This window comes from Pseudodesulfovibrio sp. lm2024, assembly GCF_051175575.1.
In the GTDB taxonomy this organism is placed as follows: domain Bacteria; phylum Desulfobacterota; class Desulfovibrionia; order Desulfovibrionales; family Desulfovibrionaceae; genus Pseudodesulfovibrio; species Pseudodesulfovibrio caledoniensis.
Map to the genome: position 1 here is coordinate 2,625,207 of NZ_CP195092.1, position 23,243 is coordinate 2,648,449.

The window sequence follows — 23,243 nt, forward strand, 5'->3', positions numbered from 1 at the left end:
GAATTCCTACCGGCCGGGACGTCTTGACGAGTAAACACGTCCTGGAAGGCGCGAGTGTCCGAGTAGTTTAATTAATAGCGCAAATTTTAGCCCGCAGATAGGGCAACCATTGCAAATATAATCATCTGGCTAAAAAAATATCTGTAACAGCAAGTATTAATTCGCCAACTCTTAATATACGCACAAATGTCATCTCCACATCAAACAATCATATGAATCTGATTGTGAATTACTCTGAAAGTGGTATTGTATCTATGAGGTAACAAATTATGAACGCTCTTCTTGTCTATCCTGCTTATCCGGATACGTTTTGGAGTTTCAAGAGTATACTGTCCTTTGTCTCCAAAAAGGCGGCCTTTCCCCCGCTCGGCTTGCTCACCGTGGCCGCGATGCTTCCGGCGGAATGGGAAAAACGCCTGGTGGACACGAATGTCGCCCCTCTGGGCAACGCCGATCTCGAATGGGCGGACGTGGTCCTGATCAGCGCCATGATGGTGCAGCTTCCCAGCGCGAGGAAAATCATGAAGCGCGCCAGGGAAGCCGGCAAAATCGTGATCGCGGGAGGCCCGGCCTTCAGGTCGCATCTGGAGCAGTTTCCCGATGTGGATCATTTCATCATCGGTGAATCGGAAACCGTCATGCCCGAATTTCTGCGGGACTTCGAACGGGGAGTAGCCAAGAAGCAATATACGTCCTCCGAACACCCCGATTTGGACATCACGCCACTTCCGGCGTGGAACCTGCTGAGAATGAAGGATTATATCTCCATGTCGGTGCAGTATTCCCGCGGTTGCCCCTTTGATTGCGAGTTTTGCGACATCGTGGCCATGAACGGACGGCGCCCTCGTGTGAAAAATCCCGATCAGATGATGCGGGAGATCCAAAGTCTGTATGATGCCGGATGGAGGGAGTCCGTCTTTATCGTGGACGACAACTTTATCGGGAACATAGTCCGGGTGAAGGAGTTTCTGCCCAGGCTCGCCGAATGGCAGAGACTGCACGGTTACCCCTTCAAGCTCATGACCGAGGCCAGTATAAATCTGGCGCGGGACAATGAACTCATGGAGATGATGAGTGCGGCGAACTTCCACAAGGTTTTCATCGGCATTGAAACGCCCTCCACGGAAAGCCTGGTCGAATGTGGAAAAAAACAGAACGTAACCACCGATTTCAGCTCGGCGATTCGGGACATTCACCAACACGGCATGCAGGTGATGGGTGGTTTCATCGTGGGCTTCGACAACGACACCACATCGATTTTTGGGCAGCAATTCCGATTCATTCAGGAGATCGGGGTCGTGACGGCCATGATCGGGGTTCTCAATGCGATGCCGCATACGAGACTTTGGAACCGGCTCAAATCAGAGGGGAGATTGCTTGGCGAATTGAGCGGAGAGAATACCGACGCCTGCGTGAACTTCAATCCCCGCATGGGATGCGAAGCCCTGCTGGAGGGGTACCGGAAACTCGTGAGTGAGCTTTACTCTCCCAGGGAATACTATGACCGGATCAGCACATTTCTCGCTTCCTACGCGCCCACGGCAAGAGGGAAAATGGTGCGGACGGATGTTCAGGCTTTTTTGAAGAGCATGTGGGCTGTCGGGATAGCCTCACCCGCCCGCGTCCTCTACTGGAAACTGGTGCTGAGGACGCTGCTGACCAAGCCGAAAGCCCTGTCCGCCGTGGTCGAGCTTGCGATTCAAGGCTTGCATTTCTCCCGGGTGTCCCGGCGCATCATGGGTGTGTGAGAAAAACAGGGGGCACGGAGCCCCCTGTGTATGGACCGATCAACTGCCCGGAATGGGATAGATTTTCTGTTCGCTCTTGGCCGGATTCTTTTCCAATTGGCGGTAGCGGTTCCATGCGTTTTTCGACAAGCGCCCCAGGATGTCATCCAGGTCGGAGCCATGCATCAGATTGCTCAGATCCGCTTCGTTCATCAGGCGGTCCGAAAGCGTATAGCCTTCGCCCTGATCCAGGTCGAGCTGGACGTCCTGAATGTTGAAAGCGGGCAGCGTGCCGCAGACGTCCATGAGTAGATCCCGCACCGTCTGATAGAAGAATTTCTTCACGTCTTCCGTTGATTCGGCCTGGGTCAGCAACTCGCGGAACCGGCTGCGGGCTCCCTGCTCCTGCTTGGTGAATGACAATTGAGTGCTCATATGCTCTCCTTGTTGCGTTGACATTTTGCCGAAATCCGGCGGCCGAAGTGATGGCGGAAGCTGCTCGCGGAAACCCGCGCGGATCAAGCGCGTGAGTATTTGATGATGTCTTCCTTGAATTCCTCGATCGCGCCCTCCGTCAGTGAGGGGGTGAAGGTTGCAATGGCCTGGACGATGGCGTCCGTTGTCACCGGAACGTTGCTCCCGCTTTCGCATTCTTCTTCAAAGGCGTGCTGAGCGATGGTCTGAAAGAGGTATTCGATGTCGGCCGGGGTGTATTTTCCCGTCAAGGCGATGATACGCGCCAAATCGATGGCGCCTACGTTCATCTTGGACAAGAAATATTTCAGAATGGTTTCTCTTCCGCTCTCGTCGAGAGTCCCGACCGGGATGATGCAATCAAATCGCCCAGGCCGCAGCAGGGCGGCGTCCAGTTGGCGAATGTAGTTGGTCGCGCAGACGAGCAGCACCTTGCTGGTATGGCTTTTGATAAGCGGGACCTGCTTGAGAAACTCATTGGTGATGGACCTGTCTATACGACTGGCTCTGTCCCGATTGCCTGCAAGTTCTTCGAATTCGTCTATGAATATGACGACTTCTTCCAGGTCTCGCGCCTTCTCCATCACATTACGCAGGTGGGCGCCGATTTTGTCCACTCCGTCGACCATGAGCATGCTCGGCATGATTTCCACGTACCACCACGCCAGCCTTCCGGCCATCGCCTTGACGAAATGGGTTTTACCCGTGCCGGGAGGGCCGAAGAAAATGATGGTCTTGGGTGGAGTGACGCCATGCTTCCGAGAGAGTTCCTCCTCAACCAAAGGAAGAATGATCTTCTTTTGTATCAACTTCTTGGGCGGCTGGGTATCGGAGATGGTGTCCCATATGTCGCGGGTGATGGCCTGTGCGCCCATTTGCACCAGCAGCTTTTCCTGGTTGTGCGTGGCGAGTTCCTTGTCCGTACCGATATTCTCGACAAAATCGTTGCAGGCGATCTTGAAGCCGACATCCCGGTTCAATCTTTCGGATAGGACCCACTGATGCCGCCTGATTTTTTGCCAAAGATCGGTAACGACGTCCGTATCGAACTTTGCGCCGCAGGCTTCGAAAATCTTGCTGGCGCAGACCTCGGGTGCGGGTGATTCGAATGTTTTGATATCCATTGTTTGGGCTCCTGCCGCAACATCGTATTTACAATACAATTATCATGTTCAATCAATGTGCACGGTTGAAACTATAAATTGAATTCCCACCATTTTAAACGCAGACACAAAGGCCAGTGAGTATTTACATAGTACTCCATGACCTGGAATTGTCACTGCATATTTTCATAAAACAGTTGATGCGGAGCAATAATAAAATCAACCAGACTTGCCGTGAGCAATTGGCGAGTTGCCGATCCCATTCGATGTGGATTGTTTCGATCCGATGCCCCAGAGTGTTGGTAGAACAACCTAACGGGGGGGAGAGCCTCGCTCCAGATCGGCAACCGTCATCCCCCCACCCTCTTCGGCGGTCAGGACACCCGCCACGAGAGGTGGAACCGAGTCTCGACAAGCCTCGATCCGACTCGAAGAGACCTCCATGAGGCTTTACCCCTGGAGCAAAGGGCGTCGTATTCCTATTTGAGATACAAGGGCTTCCGGCGGGCCGGACTGAAGGGACGCTACCGGATGTCGCAGCGGGGGAGCGAGATGCTGACCGTGGTTTCGTCGGCCTCGGATGTGGCGAGCCCGATATGGCCGCCATGCGCCTCGGTGATGAGCCGGGCGCTGTAGGTCCCCAACCCCGTGCCGAACCGCTTGCCCGCAGTGGTGTATTTCTCGAAGAACCGGTCCCGGATTGATTCAGGCACCGCACCGGTATTGTGGATGGCAACGTGCACCGCTTCGGGATCCACTCGACAGGCGATGGTCACGCTCCCCCCGCCGGGAGAGGCCTCGATGGCATTTTTCACCAGATTCGCGAACAGGTCTTCGAAGAGAAAGCCCTCTCCGCATACCCGCGCCCTTCCGGCAACGCACTCCGCCGAAGGCTGGAGGATGATGGTCACATCGTTCTGCGCGGAGAGTATCGCCAGGGAATCCTTCACGGACTCAAGGAGTTGATGGACTTCAAGCAGTGTTTCCGTCGGCGTGTATTCACCCCTTTCCATCTCGCGCAAGGGCTCGGCGGCATCAATGAGACGGATCACTTGCCGGACGCCGAGAACGACTTGCGGGAAAACGTCCATCAAGGCAGCGTCCATGTTCCCCTCCACGAACAATTCCGCCAAGGAATACAAACTGATGAGCGGCCCCTTGATGTCGTGATGTATTATGCTTTGCACGTCCTCCCGGAACTGTTCTTCCTGTTTGCGCGCCGTAATGTCGTGTATCACGATGCGGCAAACGGGAGCGCCTTCGTCATCCGGGGCTATTGAGCCGGTCAAAAGCGCCCAGAACTCGCTCCCGTCTTTTTTCACCAGACGCAATTCGCATTCCGCCCTCGCTGTAGGCGAAGTATTGTTGAAGAGCTCTCTGCGGTGCCGGTAATAAATGTCCTGGTCCTCCTTATGGATAAACCTGGTCCAGGGCTGTCCGACCATTTCACCACGAAGCATACCGAGCAGTGTCGCGGCGGTGAGGTTGGCCTCGAGGGCCAGTCCCTTTTCGCTGACCGTGCAATACCCGACCGGGGCCATGTCATAGAGATCAAAGTAGCGCGCCCGTACGGCATCCAGTTCCGTCTGGGCCCGGCGCAATTCTTCGTTCTGCAACTCCAGCTCGATCTGATGGACCCGCAACTCGTGGAGCGCCTGCTGCGCCGCCTCGGAAGAAAGAGGGGATTTGTCCGCGGGTTCAGCCGCCTGAATTAATGCTTCGGCTTGATGTCTGAGCTTGTCTGTCATGGGGCGTCCCTCCTCGGGGCCATCCGTTGTATGGTTGCCATGGCATAGACATGACCCGCGTCGTCCGCCAGCGGGCTGGCCGTAAGCCATACATCCAAGGTCTGTCCGTCCTTGTGGACGCGACGCGTCTCATAGGGCGCCGGCATGACGCCCGCCGCGACTTGCCGGATGTTCTCCAGCTCCTGCGACTGCATATCCTCCGGAAGCATATCCCGAATGTTCATGGCCAGCGCCTCCCCTTCACTCCACCCGAAAAGGTGCTCCGCCGAGGGATTCCAGGACAGGATATCTCCCTTCGTGTCCAAGACGGCAATGGCGTCCAGCGAATCCCGCGCAACCACCGCCAGACGGATTTGGCCATGGGCCTCCCGCAGCAACTCGTGGGATTTCTTCATCTCGGTTATGTCGACAAAGGTGATGACCGCCCCTTCGATCACGTTCTCGAGGGTGCGATAGGGCTGGATACGCATCGTGTACCATTTGCCGTCCGCCGTCTGTACCTCCAGATCCTTGGGGAGCAGCGTCTCCAATACGGACCGCACGTCCCCAACCAGGTTGTCGTAACCCACCATCTTGGAGACGATGTGGCCGACGGGCCGCCCGATATCGATCGGGATCAGGTTGATGATCCGGGTGGCGGCCGGGGTGAAGCGCATAATGCACAGCTGGTGATCCACGAATATCGTGGCGATGCCCGTGCCGGAAAGCAGGTTGCTCATGTCGTTGTTGGCCTGCGACAGATCGATCAGCTTGTTCTGCAGCTCGGCATTGACGGTGGACAATTCCTCGTTGACGGATTGCAGCTCTTCCTTGGAGGTTTCCAGCTCCTCGTTCGAGGATTGCAGTTCTTCATTGATGGACTGCATTTCCTCGTTGGAGGAGTTGAGTTCCTCGTTGGACGTCTCCAGCTCCTCGATGGTGCTTTGGAGATACTCCTCGTTGGCCAACAGCTCTTGCCGCAATGTCGCGATCTCATTCTTTTCTCTGGCCAGTTTCTCTGCCCCATCCTCGACGTCCGGGAGATGGGATTTTTGCACCGCCCCGAGGTCGGCCTGCGACGTCGGCCTCAAGACCACCAGATAAAGGGGGGCGGAAAACCCGGCATGGTCGGCCGCCACCGGGCAGACCGTCAGATCGACCGAAGTGAAGGGCCCGTTGGTCTTGACCCGCAAAGCCTGGCTGCGAACGGTTTCACCGGCCGATCGCGCCTTGTGCAGGGCCGTGCTCAGCCCTCGGCGCAATCCTTCCCGCGCCATCTTGAGGATGTTGTTGGTGCCGGCTTCGCCTTGCGCGGGCTCCAGGTACTGGCCGGTGCGCCCATGGAGGTAGAGGATGTCGCCCTGGGCGTTGACCAGCACTCCCGCCGGGACGTACCGTTGCAGCAGCGTCTGCTCGGTCAATTCGCGCAACGGCAGTTTAGCGGGGGCGGCCTCCTTTACGCCTGTCGGCCGGAGGGGGGACGAGTCAAGGACCGTGGTCGACGGCAGGAAACGGCCCATGGTAGCGGAGTGCCTGCCACGCGCAGCTTCATTGCGCAGATACAATTTCGACTTGCGATCCACGGCGGTGAACAGGTCTCCAAAGTCGCCCACCGTTTCCGATGTGCCCAAAAAGAGGAAACCGCCGGGTCGCAAGGCGTAATGGAAGAGCGGGATGAGTTTTTTCTGCAACTCCCCGCCCATGTAGATGAGCAGGTTGCGGCATACGATGCAGTCGAGCCTGGAGAAGGGCGGGTCCTTGATCACATCCTGTTCCGAAAAGATCAGTATGTCGCGGAGCGTTTTGTGGATGCGGTAGGTGCCGCCATTGGCTTCAACCGAGAAAAACCGCGCCAGCCGTTGCGGTATGACGTCGGTGGCGATGCTGGCCGGATACAGCCCGCTTCGGGCCGTGGCTATGGCCTGGCTGTCAATGTCTGTGGCAAAGACCTGTACCTTGAATGTTTGTCGGGTCTTTTCCATATACTCCTGAAGGAGAATGGCGATGGAGTAAGCCTCCTCTCCGGTGGAGCATCCCGCCGACCAGATTCGGATGGAGGAATTCGGGGACTTCCCGGCAAAAAGTTTCGGGATGACTTTTTCCTCAAGCGCCTTGAACACATCGGCATCGCGGAAAAAACGGGTCACGCCGATGAGCAGGTCGCGGAAAAGAGCTTCCACCTCCATCGGGGTTTGCCGCAGGTATTGAATGTACGCATCCAGCGTGTCGATCTGATGCACGGCCATTCGGCGTTCAATGCGGCGATGAATGGTGCTCGGTTTGTACTGGGAAAAGTCGTGCCCGGTCTGAGCGCGCAGCAGGATGCAAATTTTACGCAGCGCACTGTCGGTCACGGGTGTGGGCGCCGTCCGGGGGGGCGGACCATAGGCATGGTTCGCATAGGCGATGATCCGGTCGGGCATCTCCGACGGCACCAGCTCGTAATCCACCAGGCCGGTGGCAATGGCGCTGCGCGGCATGCCGTCGTGCTCGCAGGATTCGGGCGTCTGGACAATGACCATGCCCCCTTCGCCCTTGATGGACCGCACACCGAGGGTGCCGTCGCTGCCCGTGCCGGAAAGCACGACGCCGATGGCCGATTCATGCAGGCTCTGAGCCAGGGAGCGGAAAAAATAGTCAATGGGCAGCCGCTGTCCCCGTGGAGCGATCGGTTCGATCAAGTGCAGACTGCCGTGCAGAAAGGCCATGTCGCGGTTGGGCGGAATGATGTAGATGCAGTTGGGCCGGACTTCCATGCCGTCTTCCACCTCGAACACCTTCATGCGGGTGCAGCGGCGGATGAGCTCGGCCAGCAGGCTCTTGTGCTCCGGTGCCAGATGCTGCACCAGGATGAAGGCCATCCCCGGATCGGCGTCGGCGGGCATGCCGGAAAAAAAGGCTTCGAAAGCCGCCAGACCTCCGGCCGAGGCGCCGATGCCCACGATGGGAAAGGCCGATCCGGACCCTCGCCCCGGATCGGGAACGGTTTTGTCATTCGATACGGGGGAAGTCTTTTGCAGCTGGGAATCGGTTGTGTCTTTTTTCTTTTTCATGAACCTGCCTTCTTCTTCCCCTCATACCTTGTCCGACGCCAATTGTCGCCTGATAAGACCATGTCGGATGCCGGGGCGTTGCCCTCGGGCTTCCCTCCACCAGCCTCCCCGGCTTACTACCTCAAGGCGTCTCTACAGAGGTAATACTGTTGACCACCTTCTTCACGCCGTGAACGTCATCCGCGAACTTTCCGGCCAGGTCCTTCTCGGCATAACTTCCGGCCTTGTAGTTCAGGGTGCCGGTTGAACAATGACAGAACAACGTCCTCTCGGCCATGGCGGTGATGGCGGCATCGTCCACCGCCTCTCCCAAGGCCTGCATCTTTGTGGTGCCCGTCGATTGGTCCTGCGAGGGAGCAAACAGCAAAGAGTCCGAATGGAACCAGAATCTCAACGGGTAATGCTACAGTGTGGAGCCGTGTGGGCGCGGCAAGGACGCGCGGAACGGCTATGCGTGTTTCAGCGAGTATGGAGGGCTGCGGAAGCTTAAACGGCGGGTGCCATGGAGTACGTCGATCAGGCTTTTCTGAACAGGCGCAAAATGAAAATCAGGATCACCGCGCCTACTGTCGCTGTGACTATTGCCCCGAGCAGTCCGCCCGAGTTGATCCCAAGAAGCCCGAAGACGTATCCGCCTATCACCGCCCCTAAAATACCGACGACGATATCTCCGATGAGACCGAATCCGCCTTTCATAAGCATCCCGGCCAGCCAGCCGGCAACGAGTCCTATCAATACGAACCAGAATATAGCAATCATGAAGTCCCCCTGAGATTAAAAAGATATTCAACTGGTTTCAGTTTAGCATATACAGCAACAATAAACACTATAAATTAAATTGATACAGCGAATGCACAATCGCTCCAGGAAAACTGAACCTACACGGTGGACAGAAACCGGCTTGGATCGAAACAGCGGCACAACTCCATACCATGTCCAACTCAAATCTATCGTTAAGTGACCCAAGGGAACGAACTCATCACCAGGAGCTCTGTTTTCTGAGTGCACGATTGACCCAAATCCACGAGAGGCATACCGTCTGAGACAGGACTCAGTGCCAATTCCGGCTCGTGGTCACTACTCTGGAGGAGAGCTCCCGTGGATGAAGTGTGCGAAAACTGTCGTTATTATCTCGCGGTTCAAACGAATTATAAAGAGGACGGGACGTGCAGGTTCGCGCCTCCGACCATTTCTCTGATCTCCGAACAAGCCATGGGCATCTGGCCAAAAGTGAAAAATACGGATTGGTGTGGCCAATTTTCTCCCAAAAGAAAACAGAAGAAATCCTAGTATTCCCTCAAACTGAATTTCTCCGAACCTGGAACGGCAACCCGTTACGCCATTAACAGTAGCTCAGATTGAAGGGTTCCTTGCCCCGTAACACCAAAGTACAGGCGAGTTGAGTTAACGCGAGATGCAATTTAACTTTAATCAGCTAAAATTAAACATGATTGTATTGTTTGCGTGTGCGTAAAACGGTTTCGAAAATTCACGAATGATTTCGTTTAACACCGAAATTATTCAAGGATAACTGCCCGTCTTATTTGATAAATAAAGCGGGCAATCGATTTTCAGAAGCGTGGTGGGTACTTTTAAGAAGAGTTTTACCTTCGTTTAAATTTGAGGAAACTCCCAGTTGCTGAAGCCGGGTCAAAATGGTAGGTCAACCATAAATCAGGAAGGACACGTCGAGCAGGAATAGACTAATAAAATCAAATCATTGCCGTACAGTCGAAAAATCAGGACTTCCGAGTCTTCTCTTCGGCACCAGTAAAGAACAAGGGTTGCGGCTAACTAGCTGCAACCCTTTTTCTTTTGTATACGGCAAGTTACGTGATCGTCTTCTTCTCGGCGTAATTTGGCCCCAAGGGGTCAAAGTGATGGGTCAAAGTACCCGGAATCGTCTACCGCCGGAGACGTCACATGCCCCAAATCGCGAGTTCCCCGAACCACCTTTACCGGAAGGGCTCAATCTATTACTTTCGCCACGTCATCCCGCACGACCTGCGGGACTCGTTGGGTCGCTCCGAAGTCAGGATGTCTCTCCAGACAGGATACCTGGCCGAAGCAAGGCCCAAGGCCCGAATATTGGCCTCGGGCGTGAAACGAATACTGACCAAGATGAGGAACGGCGAACTCCCCTTGGATGATTTCGACCAGACAAAAGTGTTCATGAACGGCTGGCTCAAGCGTTTCCTCAAAGAAAAATGAACACATTGCCATCAACAAGCTCACCCCGCCCAACCCCCACACGCAATATGTGCCGGGAAATACCGAAAGAATTATCGAAACGCTCAAGGCCCTGATGGTGTCCAAGGACTACGACACCATGCGGGAATACACGATCATGGCGGCTGTAGACGGGGCCTTCGGCCCACCGGATTCGCTCCCCTTGTCCGATGAGTTCGCACACGAATTCATCAAAACCCTTATCGCCTACTATCGCATCATCAGCCACCGGGCCGAAGGCGATTACACCTTTGAAAAATCCATCCTGCCGCCCGAATCAGTCGCTCCGCAGCCGACACAGGAACCCAAGCCCCAAATCCTGCTTTCCGAAGCTCTGGAACGCTACAAGGCGGACAGGATCGCCGCCAAACGCTGGAGCGAGGGCAGCGCCAAGGATATCATATCCACGCTCAACAGCCTTACCGACGTCCTCGGCGACATTCCGGTGGATGAAGTGGACCGGCAAGCTGTGCGCCATGTACGGGACACCCTGCTCCAGCTCCCCCGATTTCGGAACAGCAAACGATTCAAGGGCAAGACCATACAAGAAATGGTCGCCCTTGAACCGGACAACACGGTTGCCGTCAGCACCGTGAATAACAACCTGACCAACATCTCATCGTTTTTGACGTGGTGCGAGGATGAGCAGCTTATTCCCACCAACCCCGCTCACCGTCTGAAAATCAAAGAAGAAAAGCCGGAAACGGAACACCGATCCCCGTACACGACCAAAGACTTGGGAAACATCTTCAACGCGCCCCAATACGTCGAAGACACCTTCCTGCACCCGTCCGACTTCTGGTGCCCCATCCTTTCCCTTTTCACTGGCGCACGGCGTGAGGAGATATCCCAACTCCACGTTGAAGATGTCCGACAGGAAGACGAGATCTGGGTCCTGGACATCAACAAAAATAAGAACGTCCATGGCTTCGCCAACAAGAAGCTGAAAAACCCCAGTGCCAAGCGACTCCTCCCGCTTCATCCCTTTCTCGTTGAAACGCTGCGCTTCCCAGAATTCGCCAGACAACAAGCGACCAAGGGACACCTCCGCATCTTCCCCGAACTCGTCAAGATCAACACGAACTACGGTCACAAGCTCGGCGAGAGGTTCGGTGAATTCAAGAAATCTATCGATCTGGAGGAAGCCGAAGGGGTCAAGGATTTTCACAGCTTGCGGCACACGTTCTCCAACTTCTTCAAGCAGAAGAAGATGCAGGACGACCCGTTCGAACAGACCTTTGGCCACAAGCTCAAGAAGATGTCCGCCGAAAGATATGGGGGGCGTTTCCCGGCCTCCATGTGCTTTGAGGAAGTCATAGCCCACCTCGACTACGGGGTGGACCTGTCTCATCTGGGAAAATCGAAATACGTTCCCAAGTAGTGGCCCTCATTTGGCGATAGTCCTTCCCTTCCGTCGGCCCCAAGCCGACGGGAGGAAAGGACGGTTCCATGGGGGAGATAAATCGCCTGGGCGATTTATCTCCCCCATGGAACCTCACGCCCAAAAGGAAAACCCCGCCGAAGCGGAATCCTGTCACTGACTGCTGCCAAGGTAGGCATCGGACACGTCCCGCCTTCCTGCGGAATGTCCTGCGGTCACTTCGATTTCGTCACGAGCTTCTGCATCGAGCCGGGGCCATTCTTCCCCAGCCTTGTCATGGGCGGCCTGTTGAAAGGCTTCCGCTGAAGGGTGCTGATTGGGCGGCTGAAAGCCGGTGTGTTCGGCGTACATACGGTGGAACCTTTCATGGCGATTGCTATGCAAAGTCCACCCGCTTTCCTTTTTGGTGAACCCGCACAACCTGGCCGCATAGGACAGCTTTTCCTGCCACTTGTCCCCCATCCCTTCAGGCATAAGGGTGTGGCCCCCCGGCCTGTCGGACTGGCTGACATACGGCATTGCCCGTTCCAGGGCTTCCTGCTGCTTGTCGGACAGATTGGTCAGCGTCCTTGGCCGTCCCCCTTTTGTCCCATACCGGACGAGCAAGCTGCGGCCTTCCCTATTCCTGTCCGTAACCAGATCGACTTTGGCCGATTCTTCCCGGCGAAGGCCCAGTTCCCATTGCAGGCGAATTTGGGCGGCACACCGGGGACCATATTCATAGCCAAGCTCGTTTTCAAGCTTGTCGATTGCCCCCTGCACGAAGGCGGGGGCAACCGCTTTGCTGTTGGCGTTGGCAATGCTGCCCCGCCGGACGTCGAACACGTCATTGGTCGGACTGATGCCGGTATTCCCGTAGGCCTTGCAAAGGTTACGGGCCGCCGAAAAGATTTCGGCGATACGCCCGTCACCCTTGCCTTCTTCCTGCATTTGCCGGGCAACTGCCGCAAAATGCTTGTTCGTGACATTGGTCCATTTGCGAACCCCGCGCGGCGAAGCCGCTTGGCAAAGGCTCGGGCATTCTGCCGGACCCTGTATTGCTTCGAGCGCGGACCGGACAAGGTTGCCCTGTTCGCGCCCAGTACCAGACTGATGGATTTTGTCATGGAATTCTCCTTCCTGAAGTTCGGGGCAGTGCCCCGGGACAAAGCGAACCCACGGGTCCGCCTATGGCGCGAACGCGCCACACAACAACCGACACGGGACAAATCAATGTCCGTTTCCCACTGAAGGAAAATTCAGGAATCCATTTAATAGGGGGTGCCACCACGCAGGCTCGTTCGTCCTGTGCATAAAATGGTGGCCGGGGGGGGAATTTCGACAACGGCAGATTTGTAGATACCTGTCGTTTATCCGGCGGGGGTGCTGTGCTTCAGCCTGGCGTTTGGATGTGAAAGTGCGCCGTTTGGAAATAAAAGGCAGAGAAATGTTAGGTGTTACGGCATGTTAGTGCCTATTTAAGCGTTCATCAGTTTAGACTTCGTCAAAACTTATGAACGCGCCTTGGGTGCGTTGAACCTACTTCTGGTTACTCAACCTGACTGGTTATGCCCTGTCGTATCACCCCGGGAAATCGTCGCGCAAGGTCCGGCGCCAGGGTTTCTACCCCTGCCCGCCGACTTTCCCGCAAGCATGACGCAAGCAGCCACCACGGCAAGGCCAAGCCCTTCGGGCGGACGCTTCAGGGATGGCGATTCCGACTCCGGCTCAAGGGATGGTGGAGCACTGCGACCTTTTCGTACAATCGCATGAAAACTATCCTTCGCTAACAAACGTTAATCTTTTCTTAATCCCCGGTTCGATACTTGGGAGACATGACAATACTTAATCCTGTTTCTGTTGCCCGGTTGGCGGCTGTCATGGCCCTATCCCTTGTGCTTGTCGGATGTGCCGCTCGCATGGATCTGACAGCCAAGAAAGCGGAGATTAAAGGGATGATGCCCGGTGCGTGGCAGACGCCTGCTTCCGACTCCGAGGTGGCGAAGGATATCACCGGACTAATCGATACTCCCCAAATGCGGGCTCTCATCGCTGAGGCCCTGTCTGCCAATCCGGACCTGACGGCTACGGCCTATCGACTCAAGGCGGCAGGGTTGCTTTTAAGCATAACCTCCTCTGCCCGTCTTCCTGAAGTGACTGTGGGAGGGAGCGGGGCCAGAACCAATTCGTCGGGGCGTGAGACCGCTTCTTTCTCTGTCCGGTCAGACGTCAGATGGGAGGTTGATCTATGGCAGCGGCTGGCCGATCTCAACGATGCTGCCGCGTTGGAAGTGAAAGCCAAAAGCGGAGACTACATGCTTGCACGAAATGCTTTGGCGGCTCGGGTTGTTCGGGCCTGGATTGATCTCGCGGCCAATAGTCGGGCCGTGGCGATTGAACAACGCCGCATTAAGGCACTGGTTGATACAGAAGAGATCATTCTTGAGCGGTACAATATGGGTATTGGCAATCTGACCGATCTGGACGCGGCGCGTACCAAGTCTGAAGCTGCACGGGAAGTGCTGGCCGGACGCGAGTTGGATTTGACCAAAGCCCGCCGCGTGTTGGAACTCCTGCTCGGCCGGTATCCGTCCGGAACCATTGCCGGAGATGTGGAACTCCCCTCGGTCGCTCATCCTCTGGTCGGAATACCATCCGAAGTCTTGGCGGATCGCATTGATATTCAGGCCGCTTGGGATCGGGTTCGAAAGTCGGATTTGGACGTTGCCGCTGCCAACAAAGCGATGCTGCCGTCCTTCAAGATTACCGCCGACATTTCGAATACTTCCAAAACCATACACGATCTGACAACTGGGCAGGCCATTTGGAATCTCGTAGGGGCTTTGACTCAGCCCGTATTCATGGGAGGCCGCCTCAAGGACACGGCTGCCGCCAAATCCGAGGAGAGCAAGGCCGCATGGGAAGATTACCGCAAGGTTGTTCTCGAGGCCATGCAGGAAGTTGAGAACGGTCTGGACACTGAACGCGGGTTGGCCCACAGGCGGGAGCACTTGGAAAAGTCCCTGAGTCACGCCACGCAGAGCCGCATCAATTACGAACAACGCTACCGTGAAGGGCTTTCGGACATCATCGATTTGCTGACCGCAAAGGAAACCGAATTGAACACGGAAATCCAACTGCTGCAGGTCCGCGCCCTTCAACTGGGCAATCGCGCGCAGCTTGCGCTGGCCTCTGGCCTGAATGCCAATTTGAACACGGCAAAACTGACGACTGAGAAGTAACCATGAAAAAACATCTGCATATCATTTTAGCCTCATCGGTTTTGGGTGTGGCCATCTTCATTGCCTTTTGGCTGTTTTCCCAGCCGGTCACGGCCAGTGTGGAAAAGAAGGCCCGTATCGACATGCCGGTTTCCGTTGAGCCGGTGAAGGCCGGGACATATACTGCTTCGGTTCAGGCTTTCGGCAAGGCTGTGCCGTACTGGAAAACGGACATCGTGTCCGCTGTGTCAGGCCGCCTTGTCGAACTGGCCCCGGCGTTTGATGCCGGACGAATTGTTCCCAAGGGGGACTTGCTCGCCAAGGTGGAAGATGTGGAATACCGCTCGGCGCTTGCGGCGCGCGAAAGGGAATTGGCCGATGCAAAACTTGCGTATGTTCAGGAGCAACACCGAGTGAAGCAGGCGGAAAAAGACTGGAAACGGATGGGACAGGCCCGGCAACCCGCATCACCGTTGGTGTTGCGTAAGCCTCAACTTGAAGCGGCCCTTGCGCAGGTGAAAGCAGCCGAAGGCGCGGTTGCCAAGGCTCGGAATGACTTTCAGAACACGTTGATCGTGGCTCCTTACGATGCGGCTGTTATCGAACGCAAGGTTGCTCTGGGAACATATGTGACTGCGGGTACAGTGGTTGGCAGTGTGTACGGGGCGGATCGGGTTGAAGTGCGTTTTCCCTTGACCGAACAACAGTGCTCATTGCTCAACCTCGACGCAATGGGCGAAGAATCTCGTTTTGGTGCCAAGGTCCCCATGACCTCGGTCACGGATTCGCGCGATACATGGGTGGGCACCCTTACGGGACTGGAATTGCAAATATCCGACACAACACGTCAACGCATAGCCATCGTCATGGTGGAGAATCCGTTGGATGGTAGCCAGCCTCTTTTGCCCGGCACTTTTATGCGGGCCGAGGTCCCCGGTGCAATGGTAAAGGATACTTTTGCGGTGCCGGAAAGCTCTCTGACTCAGGCCGGTGATATTTGGTATACGGACAATGGGAACTCACTTCGTCGCATCAAACCTGAAGTCCGCTTCCGCCGAAACGGTAAAGTATTCATTCGGGCACCGGAGGACTTGAAAGCCATGAATGTCGTGGTCCGGCCATTGAATTCCTACCTGGAAGGCACTTCGGTCAGCCCCAAACAAAGCGAGCTGTCCCATGAATAAGAAAAATACGGGCGGCATGATCGCATGGTTCGTCCAGAACCCCATCGCAGCCAATTTGTTGATGTTGCTGGTGCTGTTTGGTGGCGTGTTCACATCCATGGATCGCCCCCTGCAGGCTTTTCCTCCGTTTCCGCCAAAAAAAGTAACCATCTCCACGGCATACCCCAGCAGCTCTGCCGAAGTGGTGGAAAGAGGCGTGACCGTTAAGATCGAGGAAGCGGTCAATGGTTTGACCGGCATCAAGGAGATCACCAGCACTTCGGATCGGAACGGCTCCACCGTCGTGGTAGAAACGAAACAAGGGTACTCGCTTGATAAAATGATGCGGGACGTCAAACGCAAGGTCGACGCCATTGCCACTCTGCCGAGCCTTGCCGAAAAACCGGTCATCTCGCAGGAAGAGTGGAACGAACATGTCATGTACGTCAGCATATATGGTCAGGTTAGGCATGATACGCTTCGTCAGTTGGCCGACAAGGTTCGGCAAAAGCTTCTTGCGCAGGGCAGCATCAACAAAGTCGAGTATATCGGGCGACGGGTTCGTGAGATCGCCATTGAGATTGATGAAGCCTCGTTGCAGGCATACGGATTGACCTTGCGGGACGTGGCAACGGGCATTGCCAAAGAGTCGATAAGCGATTCCGGTGGTGAACTGCGGACAAACATGTCGACCATTACCCTGCGGGCAGACCGTCAAGCATATGGTGAAGATGAATTCCGTAATATTGTCATCCTGACCACTGCGGACGGCGCGAATCTCACATTGGGCGATATAGCAACCGTCAGGGATACTTTTGAAGAAGACCTCGTCCGGACGAGGTTTCAAGGACAACCCGCTATTACACTTCAGATAGTGGACGCGGGCGGCACAGATGTGACTAAAGCGGCTATCGAGGCCCGGGAGGTGGTGCAGGGATTGGTGGACTCCGGCCAAATTCCGCAGGGGATCGGGATCAAGTCCTGGTACGATCAAAGCCAATATATTCAGGACCGTGTTTCCCTGCTCTTCAGCAATGGCTTGAGCGGTATCCTGTTCATTGTTGCCATACTGGCCCTGTTCCTCAATCTTCGTCTGGCTCTCTGGGTCTCTTTGGGCATACCCATCTCCATTGCAGGGACGCTCATCATGATGGGAGATAGTTTGCTTAACTATACCATCAACGAAATGACGACCTTCGGTTTCATCGTGGTGCTTGGTATACTGGTAGATGATGCTGTCGTCATCGGCGAGAATATCTTCACCACTCGAAAACGGGAGGGAGATACCACGGCAGCGACCATCGCAGGGGTGTCTGAAGTGGCTACGCCTGCGACCTTCGGCGTGTTGACAACGGTTGCGGCGTTTATGCCTCTGGCGTTCATCAAAGGGGAGTTCGGCCAGATTTTCGGCCAGTTTGCTGTGGTGGTCGTTGTGGCTCTCTGTTTTTCGTTGCTGGAGTCGAAGTTCATCCTGCCTGCACACTTGAACCACGTGAACGTGAATTCTACGGCAAAACCTAATGTGTTGGTGCGCCCGCTGGCAAAACTCCAGGGGTGGGTGGCCCACGGGCTCGATCTGTTCAATGAAAGAATATACGTCCCGTTCATGCAGCGGGTGTTGAATATGCCCGGAGTGGCGCTGGCTGTATTTCTCGGTTTGCTCATTTGCGTCTTTGCCCTCGTTGGCAGCGGCAGAGTGCGTTCTGTCTTTTTCCCCAACATTCCAGGGACCCTGTTGACCGCATCCATCACAATGGATCAGGAAGCTGGCGAGGCCCTGGCAATGAGTAACGCCTTGCGTATCGAGTCCGAACTTGTTCGCCTCAATGAGGAGTGGAAGGAAAAATATGGCATGGAGTCCGCACCTGTTACGGACATACAGACCAACCTCAGCAGCGCGACTTCCTTCACCGTAACCGGGAAACTCGATCTCGAGCCGGAGTCGGAGATCACGGCTGTGGACATGATCAAAGAGTGGAGCACGGCCGTTGGGCCTTTGGAAGGCGTGGATGTCTTTAACTACAACTCCACCGGCTGGGACATGGAAGATATCTCCATCAACATCAGCGGGCGTGAACAGGCTACGCTTCAGGCTGCCGCAACCAGATTGAAGGAACGGCTTCGTCAATACTCCGGCGTCAACAACGTCAGGGATGACAATAAGCCGAACCAGCCGCAGATTCGTTTTACCCTCAAGCCCGAAGCCCGCAATCTCGGCGTCACGCTCGACGATCTGACCTCGCAGTTGCGAGGAGGGTTCCAGGGGTACGAGGCGCAGCGTTTCCAACAGGGACGCGACGAGGTCAAGGTACAGGTGCGCTATCCCGCGGACCAGCGTCGGTATATCGAAGACCTGAAGCGGACGCGTATCCGTACCGCTGCCGGTGCGCTTGTTCCCTTGAGCGTGGTTGCGGAACTCGAGCCCGGCTACGCGGCGGTGGAGATTCATCGTCGTGACGGCAACCGGGTTACCACCGTAGTGGCAGATACGGACAAGACCGTGACTTCCCCCAGTCAGGTGTTGGCAGATTTGCAGGAAAAACTATTCCCTCAGCTCCGCCGGGAGTTCCCGGATATCGGTTTTGCCTTCTCCGGCGAAGTACAGGAAGAGTCCGAAGCTTCATCATCCCTGTGGGGGGCGTTTGTCCTGACCATGGGCGTGATTTATGCCTTGCTTGCCGTGCCGCTCAAGTCCTACACCAAGCCACTGTTCATAATGGCAACCATTCCGTTCGGGTTTATCGGTGCCGTCGGCGGGCATTGGCTTTTGGGCTACCCGCTTAGCCTGCTGTCTTTTTTTGGCCTTCTCGCCCTGTGCGGTGTCGTGGTGAACGACAGTCTGTTGCTTGTTACGGAGTATGGGGCACAGCGTGAACGGGGACTTGGCGTGAATGAAGCCCTCCTTGCTGCGGGTGTGCGGCGCATGCGTTCCATATTCCTGACATCCATTACCACCTTTCTGGGCTTGGTCCCGCTTCTGGCGGAATCTTCGGAGCAGGCTCAATATCTGAAGCCTGCCGCGGTTTCCATGGCTTACGGTATCCTGTTCGCCACGGTTATCACGTTGATTCTCATTCCCGCGCTCATTCGTTTCTCGGCCGACGTGAAGCGTGCGGTCATAGGCAAAAGAGAAGATCGCACGCCTGCCGTTACAGTCCCGGTGATGAGTGGGAACTAGGCCGGGGTCTGGCTTAAATCATGGCGCAATCTGCCCCAAAAAAGGTAGTAAAGCCCCATGGAGTCCATGGGGCTTTTTGCAATACGGAAGGATACTGAAATGTCTCTGACAACACTCTTGGTCGAGGACGACATGGACCTCGCCGCATCGTTGATCGATTATCTGGAGTTGGAGTCCATAAACTGTGATCATGCCTTCAATGGACTTCACGGCGTGGAACTTGCCTTGGAGAACGCCTATGACGTCATTTTACTGGACATCATGGTCCCCGGACTGGATGGCCTTGGGGTGTGCGAGAAGCTGCGCAGGGAAGGGATTGATACACCTATCCTGATGCTTACCGCGCGGGACACTCTTGATGATAAGGTCGCGGGATTCTCTGCCGGGACGGATGATTATCTCGTCAAACCGTTTGCCATGAAGGAACTCTTATTTCGCATCCGGGCTTTGGCTAAACGAAGAAGCAGTCAGGTGAAAATTTTTACGGTGGAAGATCTGGAAATTGACCTTCATGCCCATGAGGTGCGCCGAGGAGGGGCTGTTATTCATCTGACGCCTACCGAGTGGGAATTGATCAAGGAATTGGTCTCCAAGAGCCCGGAGATTGTGTCACGCCGATCCTTGGAGCGTGCTTTGTGGGGGGATGACGTACCGGAAAGCAACAGCCTGAATGTGCACCTTCACAAGTTACGGCAAAAAATAGATGGCTCTGCATCCGTGCAACTTATTCATACCGCGCCCGGAGTGGGAGTTTCATTGAGAGGCAGCGATGGATAACAAAAAAAGCATCAAGAAGACGATCATCGTGTTTGTGGTGAGTGCGAGTGGATTGCTCGTTTTTTTGTATTCTTTCTTATTGGACGATTATTTCATGACCGGATTGGATGTATCCGTTCAGTCTCGGATGCAATCTGAGGCGAGGGTTTACCAAGATGCTTACTTGGAGGATCCGGATACCCCTCTGCCGAGGTCGGCAAATTTCCGTGTTTATGTCGAGTGGGAGGGTGTCCCGGAATCGGTGCGTGAAAGATTCGTAGGAGTGGAATTGGTCGAAGGCGTTGCCGAATACAGTGAGTGGCAGGATGACGAAACGAACTATTGCATACTTCCATGGAGGCGATCTGATGGTAACATGCTCTACTTTGTGCTCGAGATTAGTGATGATTTTGCGTCGTCGAACATAGACAGAATGTTCAGATGGCGCATGTATTTCCTCGTGATATCCGGAGTGGCAATCTTTGTCGGCATGGTCGGGATGTCGTTTTTTCTGTTTCGCCGGATCGTGTTGCCTGTTGAGGGCATCAGCCGATGGGCAGGTGAGTTGGACAAGGACAATCTGGATGCGCCGGTGGATTTTACCTACCGGGAATTGAATGAACTGGCTCTTCTCTTTCGGGATACCCTTCGCCGTCAGATGGCGGGGATTGAACGCGAACACGCCTTTCTCCGCAATGCGAGTCACGAGCTTCGCACACCGGTTGCCGTGTTGCAGAACAGTCTGGAGTTGCTTGAACGCCTCGGCGCGGACGATGATTCGCGTTTCAAGACTTCGATGGGCCGCATGAACAATGCCGTGACCAACATGCGTAACTTGATTACGACTTTGCTATGGGTCAGCCGGGAGCAGTCGGATCAATTGGAAAGCAACCACGTGGAGATCGAAAGGTTGGTTTCTTCGATAATCGGTGAGAACGCCTATCTGCTTAAAGGCAAGGGAAACCGGGTCCAGCAGGACTTGGCTTCCGTGTCGTTGGATGTGCCGGAAACCCCGCTGCGTATTGTTTTGAACAACATTATCCGCAATGCGTTTCAGTACACCTTTAGCGGTGTTATTCATATCCGTCTGACCGAGAGTGAATTCTCTGTCGTGAACGACACCCATGCCGAGAATGGCGGGCGGGCCCATGAAGGCCATGGGGTCGGGCTGATGCTCATATCACAGCTTGTGGATAAGCTTGGCTGGGATTTGTTCATCGAGGAACAGGAGAAACTCTTTTCGGTCAGATTGAGTCTGAAATAAGAATACCCATGTAAAGTCCCCCCATCTTAGGGCCAACTAATAGTAGAGAGTTCCCGCCGATTGGAGATACCCTTTTTTTAGTTCCAGACCTAAGGATGTATTCCTCCAGGCCCCCCCGTCCCTTGCCTCAACCGGGTCAAAATGGTAGGTCAACGAACAGATACAAAGGATACGTCGAAACAAAATAGATAAATTAAATCAGTATTTTGCCGCACAGTCGAAAAACCAGGACTTCCGAGTCTTCTCTTCGGCACCAGAATGAAACAGGGCCGCATCCTCAAGGATGCGGCCCTTTTCTATTTTCATTTGGTCGTTCCGGCGGGGAATCCCCGCCCCGTCACAGCGCCCAGGGCATGCCCCGGCGCGCGGCAAAGGCGGTGTAGTCGTCTATCTGACCCAGGCAGACCTCCCCGGCGTCGAACTCGCGGCCGAGGAACGGGCCGTAGCCGCGCATGGTCATGTCCACGGTCCGCTCAAGGTCGAGGACGGCTTTCCACTGCAGTTCCACGGCGGCCTTGTCGCTGCACAGCTTGAGCATATCGGCCTCATGGACGCCCGGGCCGTCCACGGCCAGGGCGCGCCAGCCGCCCATGCCGCTCAGACAGTGGATGGTCTCCACCAGGGCCTCCACGGAGCAGGTGTTGTCCGCGGGCGCGAAGTTCCAGGCCCCGCCGAAACGGGCCGGGTCCCCGGCCAGGTTGACGGCCAGCCAGAGGTAGCCGCTCAGGGGCTCGAGCACGTGCTGCCACTGGCGCACCACATTGGCTCCCCGGATCTCGAGAATCCTGCCCTCGCGCACGGCCCGGACGTAATCCGGGACCAGCCGCCGGGCGCCGAAGTCGCCGCCGCCGATGACGTTGCCCGCACGGACCGTGGCCGAACCCACGCGGCCCTCGGGCCGGAAGTAGGACCGGTTCCAGGAATCGCAGACCAGTTCCATGGCCCCTTTGGAAGCGCTGTACGGATCGTGCCCGCCCAGCGGGTCGTTCTCGCGGTAGCCCCAGGGCTGGGCAAGGTTGTCGTAGCACTTGTCCGTGGAGGCGCAGACCACGGCCCGTACGGAATCGATCTTGCGCACCGCCTCCAGGACGTTGGCCGAGCCCATGACGTTGGTGCGCAGGGTCTCCACGGGGTGCTCTAGGGACTCGGGGATGAGCGCCTGGGCCGCCAGGTGGAAGACCACCTCGGGACGGCTCTCGGCCATGGCCCGTTCCAGGGCTTCGGCGTCAAGGATGTCCCCGTGGACGTGACGGATGCGGTCCGCCACGTCGGCGGCCTCGAACAGATTGGGTTCGGACGGCGGGACCAGGGAATACCCGGTAACCTCCGCGCCCAGGGAATGGAGCCACAGGGCGAGCCATGCGCCTTTGAACCCGGAATCGCCGGTCAAAAACACCTTCCGGCCTGTGTAGTAATCGGAAAACGGAATCATGATGATATGGAGGGCTGCGACCCGAAGCCCGGAGGGGTTGAAGTCGTCGCGTTCACGCGGGGAACACTGCCCTGCCGGTGATCGCCGCGGGCACAGCGGCCGGTTCTCCGGGCCGCTCGGCGGTTTCGGCAGGCCGGTCTCGATGACGAGGCCGCCCGCACGGCGGATATGCTCTCAAAAGAACTCGGCGTCAATGATACATCGGCGGCCCGGGCCGGACCGCCGGGCCTTGCGCGGCAGATGTCCCGCAATCCCGACATGCTGGGCGCAACACAAAAGGGGCACCCCTCGGGATGCCCCTGCCGCTGTCCGGGCCGGAAAGCGGGGTTTAATCCTTGGCGATCATCACGCTGGTCGCCTTGACCATGGCCTCGACCTCGTCGCCGACCTTGATGTCCATGCGCTCCACCGAGTTCTTGGTGATCACGGAGACGACCTCCACGGCCGGGGCGATCTCGATGACCACCTCGGCGTTGACCATGCCCACGATCACGCTCTTGACCTTGCCGGGGATGAGGTTTCTTGCGCTCAGTTTCATCACGAGCCTCCTTTTTGT

General features: G+C 55.9%; 16 protein-coding genes and 1 pseudogene. 8 read left to right on the forward strand and 9 right to left on the reverse strand.

Annotated elements, in window-relative coordinates; all coding sequences use genetic code 11:
- Nucleotides 1-269 precede the first annotated feature (269 nt).
- Entirely contained in the window at nt 270-1,748 is a 1,479-nt protein-coding gene (locus ACR42D_RS12530; protein ID WP_484567129.1) for a B12-binding domain-containing radical SAM protein, read from the forward strand.
- A gap of 39 nt (nt 1,749-1,787) precedes the next feature.
- Here the strand turns inward: ACR42D_RS12530 and ACR42D_RS12535 are convergent, their stop codons facing one another.
- The 6 genes from ACR42D_RS12535 to ACR42D_RS12560 form a co-directional block, all read right to left on the reverse strand.
- Nucleotides 1,788-2,162, reverse strand: coding sequence for a hypothetical protein (locus ACR42D_RS12535; RefSeq protein ID WP_484567130.1), 375 nt, complete (start codon nt 2,160-2,162; stop codon nt 1,788-1,790).
- Nucleotides 2,163-2,245: 83 nt separating this feature from the next.
- The gene (locus tag ACR42D_RS12540) at nt 2,246-3,325 is read right to left on the reverse strand and encodes an ATP-binding protein (protein ID WP_484567131.1); all 1,080 of its coding nucleotides are present in this window, start codon (nt 3,323-3,325) and stop codon (nt 2,246-2,248) included.
- A 503-nt stretch (nt 3,326-3,828) separates the two neighbouring features.
- The gene (locus ACR42D_RS12545; RefSeq protein WP_484567132.1) at nt 3,829-5,052 is read right to left on the reverse strand and encodes a PAS domain S-box protein; all 1,224 of its coding nucleotides are present in this window, start codon (nt 5,050-5,052) and stop codon (nt 3,829-3,831) included.
- Nucleotides 5,049-8,084, reverse strand: a complete 3,036-nt coding sequence (locus tag ACR42D_RS12550) for a chemotaxis protein CheB (RefSeq protein ID WP_484567133.1) — start codon at nt 8,082-8,084, stop codon at nt 5,049-5,051. The genes ACR42D_RS12545 and ACR42D_RS12550 overlap by 4 nt, the downstream gene beginning before the upstream one ends.
- Nucleotides 8,085-8,205: 121 nt before the next feature.
- Nucleotides 8,206-8,385 carry a hypothetical protein gene (locus tag ACR42D_RS12555; protein WP_484567134.1) on the reverse strand — a complete coding sequence of 60 codons (180 nt, stop codon included), beginning with the start codon at nt 8,383-8,385 and terminating at the stop codon, nt 8,206-8,208.
- A gap of 215 nt (nt 8,386-8,600) precedes the next feature.
- On the reverse strand, nt 8,601-8,843 hold the full coding sequence (locus ACR42D_RS12560; protein ID WP_484567135.1) for a GlsB/YeaQ/YmgE family stress response membrane protein: 243 nt from the start codon (nt 8,841-8,843) through the stop codon (nt 8,601-8,603).
- Between the two features lie 1,164 nt (nt 8,844-10,007).
- On the opposite strand from ACR42D_RS12560, the gene ACR42D_RS12565 reads away from it, so the two are divergent.
- Nucleotides 10,008-10,295: a DUF6538 domain-containing protein gene (locus ACR42D_RS12565; protein WP_484567136.1), complete on the forward strand. Its 288-nt coding sequence runs from the start codon at nt 10,008-10,010 to the stop codon at nt 10,293-10,295.
- 118 nt (nt 10,296-10,413) lie between these two features.
- The gene (locus tag ACR42D_RS12570; protein ID WP_484567137.1) at nt 10,414-11,694 is read left to right on the forward strand and encodes a site-specific integrase; all 1,281 of its coding nucleotides are present in this window, start codon (nt 10,414-10,416) and stop codon (nt 11,692-11,694) included.
- 153 nt (nt 11,695-11,847) lie between these two features.
- Here the strand turns inward: ACR42D_RS12570 and ACR42D_RS12575 are convergent.
- Nucleotides 11,848-12,800, reverse strand: a pseudogene (locus tag ACR42D_RS12575) (integrase domain-containing protein).
- A gap of 792 nt (nt 12,801-13,592) precedes the next feature.
- Here ACR42D_RS12575 and ACR42D_RS12580 point away from each other — a divergent pair.
- The 5 genes from ACR42D_RS12580 to ACR42D_RS12600 all read left to right on the forward strand — a co-directional run bounded on the left by ACR42D_RS12580 (nt 13,593) and on the right by ACR42D_RS12600 (nt 21,255).
- On the forward strand, nt 13,593-14,915 hold the full coding sequence (locus tag ACR42D_RS12580; protein WP_484567138.1) for a TolC family protein: 1,323 nt from the start codon (nt 13,593-13,595) through the stop codon (nt 14,913-14,915).
- A gap of 2 nt (nt 14,916-14,917) precedes the next feature.
- Nucleotides 14,918-16,078, forward strand: a complete 1,161-nt coding sequence (locus ACR42D_RS12585; protein WP_484567139.1) for an efflux RND transporter periplasmic adaptor subunit — start codon at nt 14,918-14,920, stop codon at nt 16,076-16,078.
- Entirely contained in the window at nt 16,071-19,235 is a 3,165-nt protein-coding gene (locus ACR42D_RS12590; protein ID WP_484567140.1) for an efflux RND transporter permease subunit, read from the forward strand. The genes ACR42D_RS12585 and ACR42D_RS12590 overlap by 8 nt, the downstream gene beginning before the upstream one ends.
- A 99-nt stretch (nt 19,236-19,334) precedes the next feature.
- Nucleotides 19,335-20,012 (forward strand): response regulator transcription factor, encoded by a 678-nt coding sequence (locus ACR42D_RS12595; RefSeq protein ID WP_066800096.1) that lies wholly within the window; start codon nt 19,335-19,337, stop codon nt 20,010-20,012.
- Nucleotides 20,005-21,255, forward strand: a complete 1,251-nt coding sequence (locus tag ACR42D_RS12600) for a sensor histidine kinase (protein ID WP_484567141.1) — start codon at nt 20,005-20,007, stop codon at nt 21,253-21,255. Before ACR42D_RS12595 ends, ACR42D_RS12600 begins: the two co-directional genes overlap by 8 nt.
- Nucleotides 21,256-21,592: 337 nt before the next feature.
- Here the strand turns inward: ACR42D_RS12600 and rfbG are convergent, their stop codons facing one another.
- Together rfbG and ACR42D_RS12610 are read right to left on the reverse strand one after the other, a co-directional pair.
- Nucleotides 21,593-22,687: a CDP-glucose 4,6-dehydratase gene (gene rfbG, locus ACR42D_RS12605; protein WP_484567142.1), complete on the reverse strand. Its 1,095-nt coding sequence runs from the start codon at nt 22,685-22,687 to the stop codon at nt 21,593-21,595.
- Between the two features lie 328 nt (nt 22,688-23,015).
- Nucleotides 23,016-23,225, reverse strand: coding sequence for a TOBE domain-containing protein (locus tag ACR42D_RS12610; protein WP_484567143.1), 210 nt, complete (start codon nt 23,223-23,225; stop codon nt 23,016-23,018).
- Nucleotides 23,226-23,243 lie beyond the last annotated feature (18 nt).

Coding starts and splice junctions, on each gene's coding strand:
- ACR42D_RS12530 (WP_484567129.1), top strand. CDS start 270: ATGAACGCTCTTCTTGTCTATCCTGCTTATCCGGATACGTTTTGGAGT.
- ACR42D_RS12535 (WP_484567130.1), bottom strand. CDS start 2,162: ATGAGCACTCAATTGTCATTCACCAAGCAGGAGCAGGGAGCCCGCAGC.
- ACR42D_RS12540 (WP_484567131.1), bottom strand. CDS start 3,325: ATGGATATCAAAACATTCGAATCACCCGCACCCGAGGTCTGCGCCAGC.
- ACR42D_RS12545 (WP_484567132.1), bottom strand. CDS start 5,052: ATGACAGACAAGCTCAGACATCAAGCCGAAGCATTAATTCAGGCGGCT.
- ACR42D_RS12550 (WP_484567133.1), bottom strand. CDS start 8,084: ATGAAAAAGAAAAAAGACACAACCGATTCCCAGCTGCAAAAGACTTCC.
- ACR42D_RS12560 (WP_484567135.1), bottom strand. CDS start 8,843: ATGATTGCTATATTCTGGTTCGTATTGATAGGACTCGTTGCCGGCTGG.
- ACR42D_RS12565 (WP_484567136.1), top strand. CDS start 10,008: ATGCCCCAAATCGCGAGTTCCCCGAACCACCTTTACCGGAAGGGCTCA.
- ACR42D_RS12570 (WP_484567137.1), top strand. CDS start 10,414: ATGCGGGAATACACGATCATGGCGGCTGTAGACGGGGCCTTCGGCCCA.
- ACR42D_RS12580 (WP_484567138.1), top strand. CDS start 13,593: ATGGATCTGACAGCCAAGAAAGCGGAGATTAAAGGGATGATGCCCGGT.
- ACR42D_RS12585 (WP_484567139.1), top strand. CDS start 14,918: ATGAAAAAACATCTGCATATCATTTTAGCCTCATCGGTTTTGGGTGTG.
- ACR42D_RS12590 (WP_484567140.1), top strand. CDS start 16,071: ATGAATAAGAAAAATACGGGCGGCATGATCGCATGGTTCGTCCAGAAC.
- ACR42D_RS12595 (WP_066800096.1), top strand. CDS start 19,335: ATGTCTCTGACAACACTCTTGGTCGAGGACGACATGGACCTCGCCGCA.
- ACR42D_RS12600 (WP_484567141.1), top strand. CDS start 20,005: ATGGATAACAAAAAAAGCATCAAGAAGACGATCATCGTGTTTGTGGTG.
- rfbG (WP_484567142.1), bottom strand. CDS start 22,687: ATGATTCCGTTTTCCGATTACTACACAGGCCGGAAGGTGTTTTTGACC.
- ACR42D_RS12610 (WP_484567143.1), bottom strand. CDS start 23,225: ATGAAACTGAGCGCAAGAAACCTCATCCCCGGCAAGGTCAAGAGCGTG.